This is a genomic window from Streptococcus sp. FSL L8-0526 (assembly GCF_038007145.1).
GTDB classification, from domain to species: Bacteria; Bacillota; Bacilli; order Lactobacillales; family Streptococcaceae; genus Streptococcus; species Streptococcus thermophilus.
The window spans coordinates 252084-266387 of sequence record NZ_JBBOWP010000002.1 but is presented as its reverse complement, the minus strand read 5'-3'; the positions used below and the strand labels follow the sequence as shown (position 1 = coordinate 266387).

Sequence of the window (14304 nt, the reverse complement as noted above, 5' to 3'; positions counted from 1 at the left end):
ATAGGAAATACGATGACGGAGCGATGGCTCCAAAGAGTATTTATCTTTTTTACACAAGGCTTAGGGCATGTTCAATTAACAAGACACTAAGGGACGTTTTGGCTAAGCCAAACATTTCTGTAGAAAAATAGAAAGTCGACAATGCACTCCAAAGTGTGCTAGGAGACTTATCTTTTTTCCTAAGAAATGTGTCCCGTGTTTATTTAAATCAACATCTCAACTCTCTCACCACAGCGAAAGAATCATTGTAGGATCGTAAACTCACCTATCTAAAGACTAAAATCTAGTTTGGATCAAGAATGTTGACACTATCCTTACCATCAACTTCTGTCACCAAGACTTCAATTTCTTCTGACTCACTTGTTGGGATATTTTTACCAACATAGTCCGCACGGATTGGCAATTCACGGTGACCACGGTCAACCAAGACAGCCAATCCAACACGCGCTGGACGTCCATGACTAACGATATTATCAATCGCAGCACGGATAGTACGACCTGTGTAGAGCACATCATCTACAAGGATAACATCCGTACCATCAATTTCGATAGGAATAAGGGATGTGTCCTGTTCAGATTTAACATCATCACGGTAAGCCTTAGTATCAAGCTCAATCAATGGTACATCAAGGTTTTCCAATTGTTTCAATCGCTCTTGAATACGCTGAGCAATATAAACACCACGTGTCTTAATACCAGCCAAGACAATCTTGTCGAGATTCTTGTTTCGCTCAATAATCTCATAAGTGATACGTGTAATGGCACGTTTCATGGTTACGTCATCGACGATTTCTTTTTTCTTCATAAAAAAACCTTTCTAAATACAAAAAATCCCCTTGAAACAAGGAGATACACAAAAACATGGCACAGTTCACCTGCGCACTTCTCATGGCTCCTTGCCTGCCTCTCTGGACAGTAATTAAAGGACTTATTTAATTAGGTAGATTATAGCAAATTTCAGACTCTTTTACAAGAAAAAAAAAAAAACGGACACTCTCTCACAAGAAAGAACATCCGTTGGATGACTATTAAGATTTCCTCAATTTCTCCAAGGTCTCCTTGAAAATAATGGGTTCTTCTGCGGTAAATTCGACCAATTCGCCTGTCGTAGGATGCGTGAAACCAAGGGTCTTAGCATGTAGAAATTGTCCATGGCCCTTGAGAGTCTTACGTGGCCCATAAAGAGGATCTCCCGCCACCGGGTGACCAATATACGCCATGTGCACACGAATCTGGTGGGTACGACCTGTTTCCAGCTGCAACTCTACCAACGTATAGTTGCCAAAACGTTCAAGAACGGTGAAGCGTGTTACTGCAGGCTTTCCCTTAGCTGTTACTGCCTGTTTCTTACGGTCTTTGTCCGAACGCCCAATCGGAGCCTCAATCACACCTCTATCGTTAGGCAGATTGCCATGCACGATAGCCACATACTTGCGAAGCGACTTCTTATCCTTAAGCTCAGCTGCCAAAGCATTGTGGGCCTTATCATTCTTAGCAATCATAAGGAGACCAGACGTGTCCTTATCGATACGGTGAACAATCCCAGGACGAACCACGCCATTGATAGACGAAAGGTCCTTGACATGGTACATAAGAGCATTGACCAAGGTGCCAGATGTGTGGCCAGCTGATGGATGGACCACCATACCTTGAGGTTTGTTGACCACTGCCACATCCGCATCCTCGTAGATAATATCCAAAGGAATATCTTCAGCCTTGTATTCCAAGACCTCTTCTTCAGGCAATACATAGGTGATGACATCACCCTCTTTTACCACATACTTAGCCTTGGCCGACTTACCATTGACTAATACTGTTCCAGCCTTAATCGCTTCATTGGCCTGACTACGTGACAATTCTGTCAAATCGGCCAAAGACTTGTCCAGACGGTTTCCCGCCTCTTTAATGATGACTTCCATTTTCCTCTTTCCATAAGATTAAAATCAAGAGCAGCACACCCACCGTTAGATAGGAGTCTGCCACGTTAAATATTGCAAAATCGATAAAATCAAGCTGAACCATATCAACCACGTAACCCAAATGCACACGGTCGATAAAGTTGCCAATACCACCTGAGATAATCAAAATCAAAGATAGAACCAACCAAAGACTCTTCTGGTAATTCTTAACCAGATAGAACAGAGCCGCACCAATCACTAGAACCGTCAAAATTACAAAGAAATATTTCTGATTCTGTAAAATCGAAAAAGCAGCACCACGGTTCTGTAGATAGGTCAAGCTGAAAACGCCAGGAATAGCCTTAATAACTTGGTTGAGGGAAATATTTGCCACAACCCAATGCTTGACCCACTGATCCAAACCAATCAAAGCCAGAATAGCCAAAGGAATCGCAACTTTACGCATAAGTCCTCCTATGGTTTATAAGTATCAAAGTAGTCAAACATAACATTGACAAACTTGAGAGCACACGACGACAAATTAATTCCTTTACGGCGAACATAAACCATCTTGTTATCCAAATTATCCTCAAGTGGAATAACTGTAATACCGTTTACACTTTGAGCATCAAGGAAACCAGAACCCGTCGCATAAGCATCCGTACGCTCCAAGATACCATTCAAAGTCGCACGATCTGTCACGTTAAACATAAGAGACGAATCTGATGTATCCACAAAGTTTTCAGAATAGTACAGGTACTCGTCCTTCTCCTGAGTAAAACGTACGGTAGGTAGGTGTGCCAAATCCTCCATTACTAAACTCTCTTTATGAGCCAGTGGATGGCCCTTACGAAGATAAATATGAGTCTTAAATGGAATTAAATCAATAGACTCAAGCCCAAGTTTATCCATATTTTGTTGGATGCCCTTACTATTTTGACGATTCAGATAGATAATTCCAATCTCACTATTCCCCTTGGCTACTTCATCCAAAATTTGAATGGTCGTAGACTCAAAGATACGGAAATCCTTGTAATCAGGGTAACGTTCCGAAAAAGTTGTAATCAAAGGTGGCAAAAAATCATAGTGCTGACTGGAAATCGAAAACTGGTTGCCCTTTTCAGAAGCATTAAGATAGCGATTTTCAAAACTATCAAAACTTCGAACCACCTCAAGCGCGCGTTCATAAAAGGTCATGCCCTGACTGGTCAAGACTGCCCCCGTCGTTGTACGGGTGAAAATTTTAAAATTTAACTCCTGCTCCAAATCCTTGATAGCCACTGATAGACTAGGCTGACTCACAAAGAGCTTGCTGGCCGCCTCACGAAAGGTTCCGCTGTTGGCAATGGCTACGACATAACGTAGTTGTTGTATGTTCATATGTGACACTTCTTTCTTGAAAAATCAATCAGTTTTATTATACCAGATTTTATCCTCTTTTGTTGATAGTAAAAAGCCCAGGCAACCCTGAGCTTGAATTACTAAAAAGTAGTCTTATTCGCCTAATTTGTCTGTTAAGAAGTACTCGTTTTCACGTTTATCATAGTCAAAAGTTAGGTGAACCGTCTTAAGTTTACCACTGTCTGGACTATAATCGTAGAAACTAAGCGATACTTTTTGCGTGAGGTCTCCTTCATTAGTCTGAGTCAGCTCATGCGTACTAAAGCTGGCCTCAGAGTGGTTTGAGACAACATCTGAAAGACGTGTTCCCTTAAGCAAATCTGCTTGAGTACCAACAGTTAACTTATCAAAATCCTCTTTTGTCCAGTCGCTTTGATAGTCACTAACTTCCTTAACCTCATCATAGCCGAAGTCTGCGGAAGCATGCGCTAGGATGTAAACACCATCTTTAGACTTAAAGGTCAAAATGTATCACCATCTTCTGTAGTGTCAAATAACAAGTAAACAGTCTTAAGTTTACCATCTTCAGATTTAAAGTCGTTATAAAAAACGGTCAATTCTTTCTTGAACTCACCTTCACGAACTGTTGAGATGGTGTAATCAGCGTCTGAAGCTTTAGGGTGATCCTTAAGGATACCTTCGAGTTTTGTTCCGTTTGATGGGTTGCTGTAATCTCCCTTATTAAGAGCATCAAACTGTTCTTTCGTCCAGTCAGATTTGTAAGAGTCATCAGTTTGTACAGCATCTGTAGGGAAGTTTCCTGAAGCATGTGACAAGATAAAGGTACCATCATACTGTTTCTTAAAGGTTAGGTAGACACTTTTGATATAGTCTTTGCCAGAATAAGTCATGTTCAAGTCATCACCTGACATTTGAGCATCTGATGCTTTACAGTAAGTCTTCATAATTGACTTAGCAGAGTCTTTTCCAACTTTCAACTTCTTGAATTTAGATTCATTCCAGTCAAGTTTAGCATTTTTGTCAATGTAATCGTTGGCGTCAGTGCTATCACCTTTTGAGTCTGATTTTGAATCGCTGTCATCATTTTTTTGTCATCATCATCTTTATCAGCAACTTTTGATGTCTTGCTTGAGCTTGTGCTATCACTAGAGTTTTGAGATATTTGGAAAATCAAACCACCAATAGACACAAAGATCATAAGACCAGCAACACCTGTTGCGATGATCGAGAGCAATTTCTTGCTTGATTTAAGGCTGAAGACAAGCGAAACGACTGCTACAGTAACTGTAAGGACTGTCAAAATGATGAAGAGCCAAGTAGGACTGACAAACCATGCCAAGATGGAAAAGATTACTGCAAGAGCAATTGCAACGATTGGCAAGATAAGGTTGAAGAGTGGTTTATCCGCTGAGCTATCTACTGAATTAGGTACAGTTCCGAATCCTTAAGCTGTAGGGATAGATGCCTTTTCAAACATGCTTGAATCAAATTGTGGTGTTAGTTGTTGCGCAGGCGCTTCTGAGAAGGCTGCCGTTCCAAATGGTGATTCACTGCTTGCTTGTTCTGTGACAGCACCTTCAGCTGTTTCAGCAACATCAGCTTGTTCTGCTGGAACTTCTTCAGCGACAGGTTCATTAGCTGGTTCTTGTACAGATGCTACTTGAGCAGTCAAAGCGCTAGTGTCAAAGTCAGCTGCTTTAGCGTCCAAAAATTCTTGGGGGATAGGTTTACGCCCATGTACCGACTCAAAGAGTTCAGCTCATTCTGCTTTAGTTGACATAAAGATCTCCTTTTTTCAAGAAATCTAAACAAGACATTCCTTCAAATTAGTGAAGTTTTCTATAGTAAGGATTTAGACAACCATCTCCGATCGAGGTTGGTGCAAATGTCCCTTAAAAAAAGGCTGACCTCACTTTACACCTTGAGGCAACCTCTCCCTATATCTAGTCCCATGTTCAATTTATTGTTGATAATTTCATTCTAGCATAATTAAATACCTCTTGTTAACCGTTTCCCAAAAGTTTTTTTTCTGCTACAATAGTAGGTATAATGCACCAAAGGAGTTATATATGAAAAACATTAAAAAGTACATTCCATTAATTATTGTACTTGTTATCGCCGGACTAGGTTTTGCTTATCGAGAGAACATCTCACGCGCTGTTCGTGGAGATGCTTACGTGGATAACAAGATATTCACTAAACAATTAGAAAAAGCTCAAAAATCCGGAAAAGAGGCTTTTCCACAGTTGACAGACAAAGTCGGCAAGGACGAAGCTGAAGTTATCCTCCATACTTCAAAAGGTGATATCACTGTTAAACTCTTCCCTACGCTTGCTCCTAAGGCTTCTGAAAACTTCTTGAAGCACGCCAAGGATAAGTACTACGATGGTCTTACCTTCCACCGTGTTATCAAGGACTTCATGATTCAAAGTGGTGATCCTAAGGGAGATGGTACCGGTGGAGAATCTATATGGAAGAAAGGTTTCGCTGTTGAGCCTACACCATTCCTCTACAACATTCGTGGCGCACTTGCTATGGCTAATACAGGTGCCAAAGATTCAAACGGCAGCCAATTCTTCATCGTTCAAAACAAGGATGACCAAAGTAAGCAACTAGGAAACGCAGGCTATCCAAAACCTATCATTGACGCCTATAAAAAAGGTGGTTACCCTGCTGGTGATACGAAATATACCGTCTTTGGACAAGTCATCAAAGGCATGGATGTCGTTGATACTATTGCTAACCTTGAAGTTGATGACAATAACAAACCAAAAGAAAATCTAACTGTTAATTCAGTCGAAGTCGTTAAAGACTACAAATTCAAATAAAAATAAATCCGAGAATCAGCTTCTCGGATTTATTTTTATTTAACAGCAGCGAGGAGATAATCACCAGCGTTAGCGCGGGCTTCTTTAGTAGTTAAGACACCACCGAAGTCAGCAGTGTTTGTCACAATGACCGGTGTGATGACTGGTAATTTAGCGTCTCGGATAGTTGCTAGGTCAAATTCTATAAGTTTTTGGCCTGCTTCTACGACATCCCCGGCTTATACATAGGTCTTGAAACCTTTACCAGTAAATGAAACAGCATCCATACCAATATGGATGAGAAGCTCTGCACCATTTTCAGTTGTTAAATCAATAGCATGCCCAGTAGGAAAGACTAAATTAACGGTTGCCTTAGCTGGTGCAACAACTACACCATCAGTAGGATCAATAGCAATTCCCTTACCCATAGCTCCTGATGCAAAGACTTGGTCAGATACACGGTTAAGCGGTACAATATTCCCGATAAGCGGACTAGCAATGATTTCTTGTTGAATTTCTTTAGGAGCAGGTGCAGCTTCATCAGCTTTTCCCTCAGCCTTAGCTACTTCACCGCCACTGTTATAGATTTGGTACTCGTACAAAGAGTTGGATGGGGAAGGCGAGAACACCGCCAAGGACAGCAATAAGAATCGCAAAGATAACTTTAGTAGGCTACCGTCCTGGCCAATAAGGCTTGGGAAGACAAAGACACCGAGACCACCAGTTGAATACATCTTAATATCTAGGGCCAACATAGCAGCTCCCATCAGTCCAGAAACGCCACATGAAATGTAGAATAGTGTTTTCATTGACAGTGTCACACCATAGATAGCTGGTTCTATAACCCCAAAAATAGATGAAACAAACGCTGGCATAGAGATGGTGCGGACTTTTTCTTCTTTTGTCTTAAGCATGATAGCTCCCAATACACCCGTTTTCGTGAAACATGGCAAAAGTGCTGCTGAAAGAATACTTGAACTACCGTTTGTTGCCACATCTAAGATTGCAAGAGGAATAAGTGCCCAGTGCATTCCGAACATAACCAAGACTTGCCACAAAATACCGTACAAGACCAAAGACAATCGGATTGAAGTTCATGATTGCTTGCCAATACTTTATCAATCCATCAGACAAAGTATTGGCAACTGGTCCCACCACCAAGAATGTTAATGGAACGGTAACGAGTAATGTAAAAAGAGGTAATACGAAGACTTTAATCACATCTGTTGTCATCTTAGTAAAGAATTTTTGAATGTATGAAGCCACCCAAATTGCTAAGATAGAAGGCATCACAGTTGAAAGGTAACCTCCTGCAGGAAGTGCAAAAGGAATTACTCCTAGAACATGTCCTTGATCAACCTTTTGAAGAGCAGTGACTAGTGTAGCAATATCAGGATAAACAAGTGATCCTGCAATCGCAAAAAGCTGTAAACTCATTAACCTTGAAACGACGGGCAGATGTTAATGCAATAAATATTGGCAAGAATTGGAAGACACTATCTCCTGCTGCACTCAAGATAGCATACATAGAACTCATTGTAGCTGACAAGCCACATGCTGCCATTATAGCAACTATACCTTTGATAATCCCTGCTGCAGCCAAAGGCCCAAGGAAAGGTTGAAAAATACTTGAGACTAGAGATACAAAGCGTTCAAGGAGATTTCCCTTTGGTGCATCACCTTCATCAAGATCCAGACTACCACCTGCTGGAAGACCGCCAACTTGAAGAACCTCCGCATAAATATCAGGGACATGGTTACCGATAACCACCTAATATTGACCTCATGCCTTCACAACTGTAACGACACCATCACGGTTCTTAAGATAGTTATCATCTGCTTTAGCTCATCTTTCAAATCAAAGCGTAAACGTGTCACACGGTGTTTCAAGCTATTGATATTTTCTTTACCACCAACGTGTTTGAGAATGTCCTCAGATAATTCAGTATATTTAGCCATAAGGGCTCCTTTCTTTTCTAGGATTTTAGTTGCTTTGAGGCTTTTTCAACGAAAAAACCTAAATAAATACCAAGAACCAATTGGGTTGAGTATGCACTACTCCCATTAGTTTTTCGTATTTATCTAAGTTTGCCTGCTGACCAGTAACAATCCTCTTGCTATGGTTCTATAATATCAGAGTTAAAATAATTTTGCAAACCCTTACAAAATTATGTTTTGTTTTTGGATGTAAAATCTTGACCAAGACTTTAAGTCGTGATAAACTATTGTTAGTTTATAAACTAACATAAAGAGAGTTATACGATGAAAACAAGAGCAATTATTGAATTTAAAGACACTTACGCTAGCATGGAATGTCAGGAACTTGGTTACCAAACCAAGGAAACCGCCTTGGCGATTATTTCACCTACTGGACATATTCTATCGAGTACACCGCTTTTCAGAAAGGCATATGGTTCTAACACTGCTCACATCGACCAGCTTCCTTTCACCATAGATACACTCAATATTACAGCTAAAGGACTTAGTGAAAAAGCTAGAGCTAATTTAGAGGATTGGATTACCCATACTATTATTCTTCCAATGGACTATGATAAGTACTTTACTAAACATCAAGCATTGCTACATCTCTTAGCAGAGTCGCCTATCGTTGAGTCTGTTCAATCCTTAACTTATAAGACTGTTAAGATATATTTTTCAGAAGCACTTAACGACGAACACATTCGCCAACTTCAAGGCTTTATTCTCTTTCAGGCAGGTATCTACAGCTACATTGGTACTTCTACGGTATCAGATCGAAATGCTTAGAATGGGCCAAACTAGATATAAATGGGCGTGCACACCACAATCACAAGCCTGCTATTTTTCACCGCAGCAAAAGCCTCTTAGATGGTTTTCTTCAACATGAAAACCAAGAAAGCATTACATAATTTATAACCAGGACACCTTGTGTCCTTTTTGCAATAAAAAACTCACCAGAAAGGTGAGTTAGGTTGATTTATTTATTATGTTTTAAGTTACTATAGATACCAAATACCACAATCCAGAGCGCTGCTCCAATAGCTCCAACAATAGTTGACTTTTGCAAGAAGAGACAAACAAAGACGAAGACAAAAAATGCAATAGTCAAAGGATTAAGAATTTTATAGGCTGGCATAAGGAAGCCATCGGCCATAAATTCTTGAGATTTACGGTACTTGAGATGAGCAAGCATGGTCAAGATGTAGATAGCAATGTAAACACCTGATGACGATGCGGTAATCAAAGCAAAGGCATCAGACACACCAGGTAAGACATTGATAAAGGCTGAGATACATACCACAATAGCTGATACAATGATGGCACGAGAAGGAATACCATTACGTGCCAAGGTATCAATCTTCAAAGATTTCATAACCTTGCTGTTTGGTGTTTCTTTAGCGATTTGAAAAAGGTGACGACCAGTTGAATAAAGTGTTGAGTTCAAAGATGAGGCTGCTGATGTCAAGACAACAAAGTTAATGAGAGCTGCTGCCCACTTGATACCAACCATTTGGAAGACCATTACAAACGGTGACTCATTAACTGGGAGCTTCTGCCACGGAAAGATAGCCATAATGGCAATGAGTGCTCCCACATAGAAGATTGCAATACGAACCGGAATTTCCTTGATTGCCTTTGGCAACACCTTACGAGGATTTACTGTCTCAGATGTTGTAATTCCTACAAACTCAATAGCTTGGTAGGCAAAGAAAACCATCTGGAAGGCCACGACAAACCTTACCCAACCTTTAGGAAACATTTGAAAGCCTTGCGTAATGTTATTAAGGCTCGCATGTCCAGCTGGCGTTTCAAAGTTAGTTGCTACCATAAAGATCCCTGTAGCTATCAAAGCAAGAATGGCGATAATCTTGATCATCCCAAACCAAAACTCAACTTCCCCGAAAATCTTAACCGCAATCAAATTTACCGAACTCAAGATAATTAGGAAGACAATCTGAATTTGCCAGGCAGGCCAACTTGGAAACCAAAACTGCACATAGTTCGCAACGGCTGTAATTTCTGCCATACCAAGAAATACCAACGATACCCAGTAAGACCACCCTGAGAAAAATCCCCAGCCTTTACCAAGGTATTTCGTAATAAAGTTAATAAAGGTATGTTGATCCGGATCCATGTAGAGCATCTCACCGATAGCTCGCATCATGAAGTACATGAAGACACCTGTCAGCATATAAACTAGTATGATTGAAGGTCCTGTTAGGGAAATGGAACGCCCTGCCCCAAGAAAGAGACCTGTACCGATTGTACCAGCGATGGCAATCAGCTGAACGTGTCTGTTTTGAAGACCTCGTACCATACCATTTTTAGTCTGGTTATCGTCGTCGTTATGATGTTGTTTTTGTGACATTTTTTCACTCTAATTCTATTTAATACGACTCAGAGAGCCCTTCTATTTTTAATATAACTTGCATTGTACCATTTTTGAAACAATTGGTCAATATTGTGTATATAATTCAGAATATTTTGAATTAAAAATAGGAGCTCGGACTAAATTCAAGCCCCTATTTTTAAATTATTATGATTCAGGATCATCTAGGCTACGCCCATGTAGACCTTTTTCACGTTGGACTTGACGTAGTTTTTCGGGTGTCACATCATTTCCTTCTTCATCCACAATTTTGATTCCTTCAATGTGGTGACGAACAGCACGACGATAACCCGCAATATATTCCTCACGAAGTTTTGCTTGCTCTACTGCTTCTTCTGGTGTCAAGCCTTCTGTTTTTTTCTTTTTTGCAAGCTCATTGATTCGAGCTATTTTTTTAGAATCCATTTACTCTTACCTCTATTTTGTATTCAATTGGTTAAAGGCTGCAACAGTTTTAGCTTTATCCACAAGAGCAGAAAGAAGAGCCAAACGGTTATTTTTAACAGCCACATCATCTGCCATAACCATCGTATTGTCAAAGAAAGCATCAATGACTGGGCTAAGAACAAAGAGTTGAGCCAATTTGTCGCTAGCTGAACCTGTCAATTCAAGACTTTCTGCTGCTTGAGCCAAGGCTTTTTCTTGATCATTTTCAAAGAGACTAGCATCGACTGCTACTGAAGTATCTGCTTTTTCTGCCAAGTTGAAGGCACGAGAGAGTGACTCAACAGCTGCCTTGTAACCATCCGTCTTAGCAGCTTCTGAAAGAGCTTCAGCTGCTTCAAGCATATCTGCTACTACAAAGTTTGAACCAGAAAGAACAGCTTCTTTGATATCTTTTGGTGTGCTACCCATCATCTTGTCCACACGGGCCTTGATAAATCTAATAACTTCTGCTTGATTGTCATATGAGAGACTATCAAATGAAAGTCCGTAAAGACTGTCAATCAACTCATCCATAGGAATGTGCCAACCAAAGGCATCCAAGATACGAACAATCCCTTGTGTTGCACGGCGAAGCGCATAAGGGTCATTGGAACCTGATGGAATCAAACCGACTGAGAAGAAGGAAAGGAGGGTATCCAATTTATCCGCAAGGGCAAGGATAGCACCAACTTTCGTTTCAGGAAGGGCTCCGTCTGCTGAATCAGGAAGGTAGTGCTCACGGATAGCTGTCGCTACTGCCTCATCTTCACCAGCAAGGAGAGCATATTTTTCACCCATAATCCCTTGAAGCTCATCAAACTCACCAACCATACCAGTCAAGAGGTCAAATTTGTAGATTTCTGCTGCACGCGCTACTGCTGCCTTTTCCTCAGCAGTCAAACCTGCTTGCTCAGCCAATGAAGCCGCAATGACACCAACACGTGCCATATGTTCTGAAAGAGAGCCAATCTTTTCATGGAAAGTGACGTTTGCCAATTTAGCAACGAGATCTTCAATCTTGAGTTTTTGGTCTTCACGCCAGAAGAATTCACCATCTTCGAGACGCGCCACCAAGACTTTCTCATTTCCTCGAACGACATTTTCCAAGTGCTCAGCATTCCCATTACGAACTGAGATAAAGTTTGGTTTAAGCTTACCATCAAGATCACGCACTACAAAGTAACGTTGATGGGTCTCCATTGATGTCACCAAAACGTCTTCTGGAACGTCCAAATATTTAGTATCAAAACCTCCCATGAAAGCAGTTGGGTATTCGACCAAGTTCAAAACTTCGTTCAAAAGGTCTTCTTCGATTTGGACTTGAACACCTTGTTCTGCTTCGATAGCTTTGATTTGCTCACGGATCATGTTTTTACGCTCTTTACTATCTGCAATCACGTAAACGGTACGAAGGTCTTCTTCATAAGAATCCGCATTGGTGATTTCCACTTCGTGCCCGAGGAAACGGTGCCCACGACTAACACGACCTGATTTAATCCCCAAAAAGTCTAGTTCAAGGGCTTCATCCCCCAAAAGGACGATAAATGTGTGAACAGGGCGAATATATTCAAAGCTGTTGTTAGCCCAGTGCATGCTGACGGGGAAGGTCAATGAAGCAAGTACTTCTGGTATACCAGCCAATACTTCTTTGGCAGATTTTCCAGCTTCATGTTTCGTCACATAGACGTATTCTTTCCCTTTGACTTCACGGAATTCGATATCGTCAACCGTCAAACCTTTCCCACGAACAAATCCTTGGGCAGCTTTTGAGAAGTTTCCATCAGCATCCAAGGCAATTTTCTTAGATGGTCCTTTAAAATCTTCTGTCAAATCGGTTTGTTGATCAGCCAAACCAAGTACACGAACTGCTAAACGGCGAGGTGTTGAGAAGGTTTGAATGCTTTCATATGAAAGGCGATTTTCATCCAAGAAAGCTGCCATTTTCTCACCCAGTTGTTTTTCACTTGGTGTGACTACGTAGGCTGGCAACTCTTCAAGTCCTAGTTCTACTAATAAATTTTTTGTCATGTTTTTTCCTTTACATCTTCTTCTTTTTGATAGGCACCTTAAGATACTGGGGACGTTGCTAACCAACTTTGTGAGGCTGTAGGGAAATTCTATGTCTCCTTGCCATAGATTTCCAACAGTCTCATCAAAGTGGATTTAATCAACTGATTTTTGAACTTGAGGTTTCAAAAATCTCCACCAGGCAGTACGGCGGCACCTCTATCCCTTTAGCAAGCCTTTAACTTGCCTCTGGGTACCACATGGGCTCACTCTGTTCGCCCTTTTCCTTTCTTGAAACTCTCTTTATTATTCCTCTTCTACGAGGAGTTTTTTGCGTGTGGCTTCGTCGAGAAGTGGGTAACCAAGTTTTTTACGTTCTGCAACGAAGGTCTTGGCTACAACACGGGCCAAGTTACGGATGCGAGCGATATAGCCAGCACGTTCTGTAACAGAAACAGCACCACGAGCATCAAGCATGTTAAAAGTGTGTGAACATTTCAATACGTAGTCGTAGGCTGGGTGAACAAGACCCAATTCCAAAGCACGTCCTGCTTCTTTTTCAAATTTTTCAAAGTTTTCAAGAAGCATATCTTGGTCTGAGACTTCAAAGCTGTATTTTGAGTGCTCATATTCTGGTTGAAGGAAGATTTCTCCGTATTTAACACCTGGAGCCCACTCAATATCGTAAACAGAGTCTACTTCTTGGATGTAAGAAGCCAAACGTTCCAATCCATAAGTGACCTCAGCGGTAACAGGTCTAGTTGCCAAGCCACCAACTTGTTGAAAGTAGGTAAACTGAGTAATTTCCATACCGTCAAGCCAAACTTCCCAACCAAGACCAGCTGAACCAGTTGATGGATTTTCCCAGTTGTCTTCAACGAAACGAATATCGTGTTCCAATGGGTTGATGCCCAATTTTTCCAATGACTCCAAATAAAGTTCTTGAATGTTTGATGGTGATGGTTTCATAACCACTTGGAATTGGTGGTGTTGGTAGAGACGATTTGGGTTTTCCCCGTAACGACCGTCTGCTGGACGACGAGATGGCTCAACATAAGCCGCATTCCATGGTTCCGGACCAATGGCACGAAGGAAGGTGTAGGGACTCATCGTACCCGCACCCTTTTCATTATCATAAGCCTGCATGAGCATACAACCCTGGTCATTCCAGTATTGTTGCAAAGTAAGGATGATCTCCTGGAAAGTCAATTTTTTAGACATTGTTAACTCCTTTTTCTATAATTTCTTGTGACATGAGTCTGATTCGTCAATCATACGAGGCAGTCCGACTGAAAGGAGGTCTCTGTCACAGACGTAGCAAAAAGTCAATTTTTTAGACATGATTTACTCCTTTATCTTTGAGACTCAGGATGCAAAAAGAACCGTGTCTCTGCTCCTAAGTCGTTCGACCTAGGGGCGTCAGAAACGCGGTTCC

At 41.1% G+C, this 14304-nt stretch carries 13 protein-coding genes and 2 pseudogenes; 2 read left to right on the top strand and 13 right to left on the bottom strand.

Annotation, left to right across the window (positions count from 1 at the left end):
• Positions 1-283 precede the first annotated feature (283 nt).
• The 8 genes from pyrR to NSQ85_RS08580 form a co-directional block, all read right to left on the bottom strand.
• Entirely contained in the window at positions 284-805 is a 522-nt protein-coding gene (gene pyrR, locus NSQ85_RS08615) for a bifunctional pyr operon transcriptional regulator/uracil phosphoribosyltransferase PyrR (protein WP_179972735.1), read from the bottom strand.
• 223 nt (positions 806-1028) lie between these two features.
• Positions 1029-1919 carry an RluA family pseudouridine synthase gene (locus NSQ85_RS08610; protein WP_084828565.1) on the bottom strand — a complete coding sequence of 297 codons (891 nt, stop codon included), beginning with the start codon at positions 1917-1919 and terminating at the stop codon, positions 1029-1031.
• Positions 1903-2364, bottom strand: a complete 462-nt coding sequence (lspA, locus tag NSQ85_RS08605; protein WP_002950014.1) for a signal peptidase II — start codon at positions 2362-2364, stop codon at positions 1903-1905. Before lspA ends, NSQ85_RS08610 begins: the two co-directional genes overlap by 17 nt.
• 8 nt (positions 2365-2372) lie before the next feature.
• Positions 2373-3278 carry a LysR family transcriptional regulator gene (locus NSQ85_RS08600; protein WP_084828564.1) on the bottom strand — a complete coding sequence of 302 codons (906 nt, stop codon included), beginning with the start codon at positions 3276-3278 and terminating at the stop codon, positions 2373-2375.
• 114 nt (positions 3279-3392) lie between these two features.
• Complete coding sequence (locus tag NSQ85_RS08595; protein ID WP_232087356.1) at positions 3393-3764, bottom strand: hypothetical protein; 372 nt, start codon at positions 3762-3764, stop codon at positions 3393-3395.
• Positions 3761-4237, bottom strand: a complete 477-nt coding sequence (locus tag NSQ85_RS08590; protein WP_340781692.1) for a hypothetical protein — start codon at positions 4235-4237, stop codon at positions 3761-3763. Before NSQ85_RS08590 ends, NSQ85_RS08595 begins: the two co-directional genes overlap by 4 nt.
• On the bottom strand, positions 4234-4641 hold the full coding sequence (locus tag NSQ85_RS08585; protein ID WP_179974316.1) for a hypothetical protein: 408 nt from the start codon (positions 4639-4641) through the stop codon (positions 4234-4236). The genes NSQ85_RS08590 and NSQ85_RS08585 overlap by 4 nt, the downstream gene beginning before the upstream one ends.
• Positions 4642-4704: 63 nt before the next feature.
• On the bottom strand, positions 4705-4968 hold the full coding sequence (locus NSQ85_RS08580; RefSeq protein WP_084828561.1) for a hypothetical protein: 264 nt from the start codon (positions 4966-4968) through the stop codon (positions 4705-4707).
• A gap of 361 nt (positions 4969-5329) precedes the next feature.
• Here NSQ85_RS08580 and NSQ85_RS08575 point away from each other — a divergent pair, with 361 nt between their 5' ends.
• Positions 5330-6088, top strand: a complete 759-nt coding sequence (locus NSQ85_RS08575; protein WP_340781690.1) for a peptidylprolyl isomerase — start codon at positions 5330-5332, stop codon at positions 6086-6088.
• Positions 6089-6123: 35 nt separating this feature from the next.
• Here the strand turns inward: NSQ85_RS08575 and NSQ85_RS08570 are convergent.
• Positions 6124-8026: pseudogene (locus tag NSQ85_RS08570) on the bottom strand (glucose PTS transporter subunit IIA).
• Between the two features lie 303 nt (positions 8027-8329).
• On the opposite strand from NSQ85_RS08570, the pseudogene NSQ85_RS08565 reads away from it, so the two are divergent.
• Positions 8330-8955, top strand: a pseudogene (locus NSQ85_RS08565) (nucleotidyltransferase).
• A 68-nt stretch (positions 8956-9023) separates the two neighbouring features.
• On the opposite strand, the gene NSQ85_RS08560 reads toward NSQ85_RS08565, so the two are convergent.
• From NSQ85_RS08560 to glyQ, 4 genes are all read right to left on the bottom strand, one after another.
• Positions 9024-10415 carry an amino acid permease gene (locus NSQ85_RS08560; protein ID WP_179974314.1) on the bottom strand — a complete coding sequence of 464 codons (1392 nt, stop codon included), beginning with the start codon at positions 10413-10415 and terminating at the stop codon, positions 9024-9026.
• A 168-nt stretch (positions 10416-10583) separates the two neighbouring features.
• Entirely contained in the window at positions 10584-10841 is a 258-nt protein-coding gene (locus tag NSQ85_RS08555) for a DUF896 family protein (RefSeq protein WP_002949992.1), read from the bottom strand.
• 12 nt (positions 10842-10853) lie between these two features.
• Positions 10854-12890 carry a glycine--tRNA ligase subunit beta gene (gene glyS / locus NSQ85_RS08550; protein WP_340781687.1) on the bottom strand — a complete coding sequence of 679 codons (2037 nt, stop codon included), beginning with the start codon at positions 12888-12890 and terminating at the stop codon, positions 10854-10856.
• A 285-nt stretch (positions 12891-13175) separates the two neighbouring features.
• Positions 13176-14090, bottom strand: coding sequence for a glycine--tRNA ligase subunit alpha (gene glyQ / locus NSQ85_RS08545; protein WP_340781685.1), 915 nt, complete (start codon positions 14088-14090; stop codon positions 13176-13178).
• Between the last annotated feature and the right edge of the window lie 214 nt (positions 14091-14304).

What these genes read in the sequence shown, in the direction of transcription:
- NSQ85_RS08555 (WP_002949992.1), bottom strand. Translation starts at nt 10,841, where the DNA reads ATGGATTCTAAAAAAATAGCTCGAATCAATGAGCTTGCAAAAAAGAAA.
- NSQ85_RS08575 (WP_340781690.1), top strand. Translation starts at nt 5,330, where the DNA reads ATGAAAAACATTAAAAAGTACATTCCATTAATTATTGTACTTGTTATC.
- glyQ (WP_340781685.1), bottom strand. Translation starts at nt 14,090, where the DNA reads ATGTCTAAAAAATTGACTTTCCAGGAGATCATCCTTACTTTGCAACAA.
- lspA (WP_002950014.1), bottom strand. Translation starts at nt 2,364, where the DNA reads ATGCGTAAAGTTGCGATTCCTTTGGCTATTCTGGCTTTGATTGGTTTG.
- pyrR (WP_179972735.1), bottom strand. Translation starts at nt 805, where the DNA reads ATGAAGAAAAAAGAAATCGTCGATGACGTAACCATGAAACGTGCCATT.
- NSQ85_RS08560 (WP_179974314.1), bottom strand. Translation starts at nt 10,415, where the DNA reads ATGTCACAAAAACAACATCATAACGACGACGATAACCAGACTAAAAAT.
- NSQ85_RS08610 (WP_084828565.1), bottom strand. Translation starts at nt 1,919, where the DNA reads ATGGAAGTCATCATTAAAGAGGCGGGAAACCGTCTGGACAAGTCTTTG.
- glyS (WP_340781687.1), bottom strand. Translation starts at nt 12,890, where the DNA reads ATGACAAAAAATTTATTAGTAGAACTAGGACTTGAAGAGTTGCCAGCC.
- NSQ85_RS08600 (WP_084828564.1), bottom strand. Translation starts at nt 3,278, where the DNA reads ATGAACATACAACAACTACGTTATGTCGTAGCCATTGCCAACAGCGGA.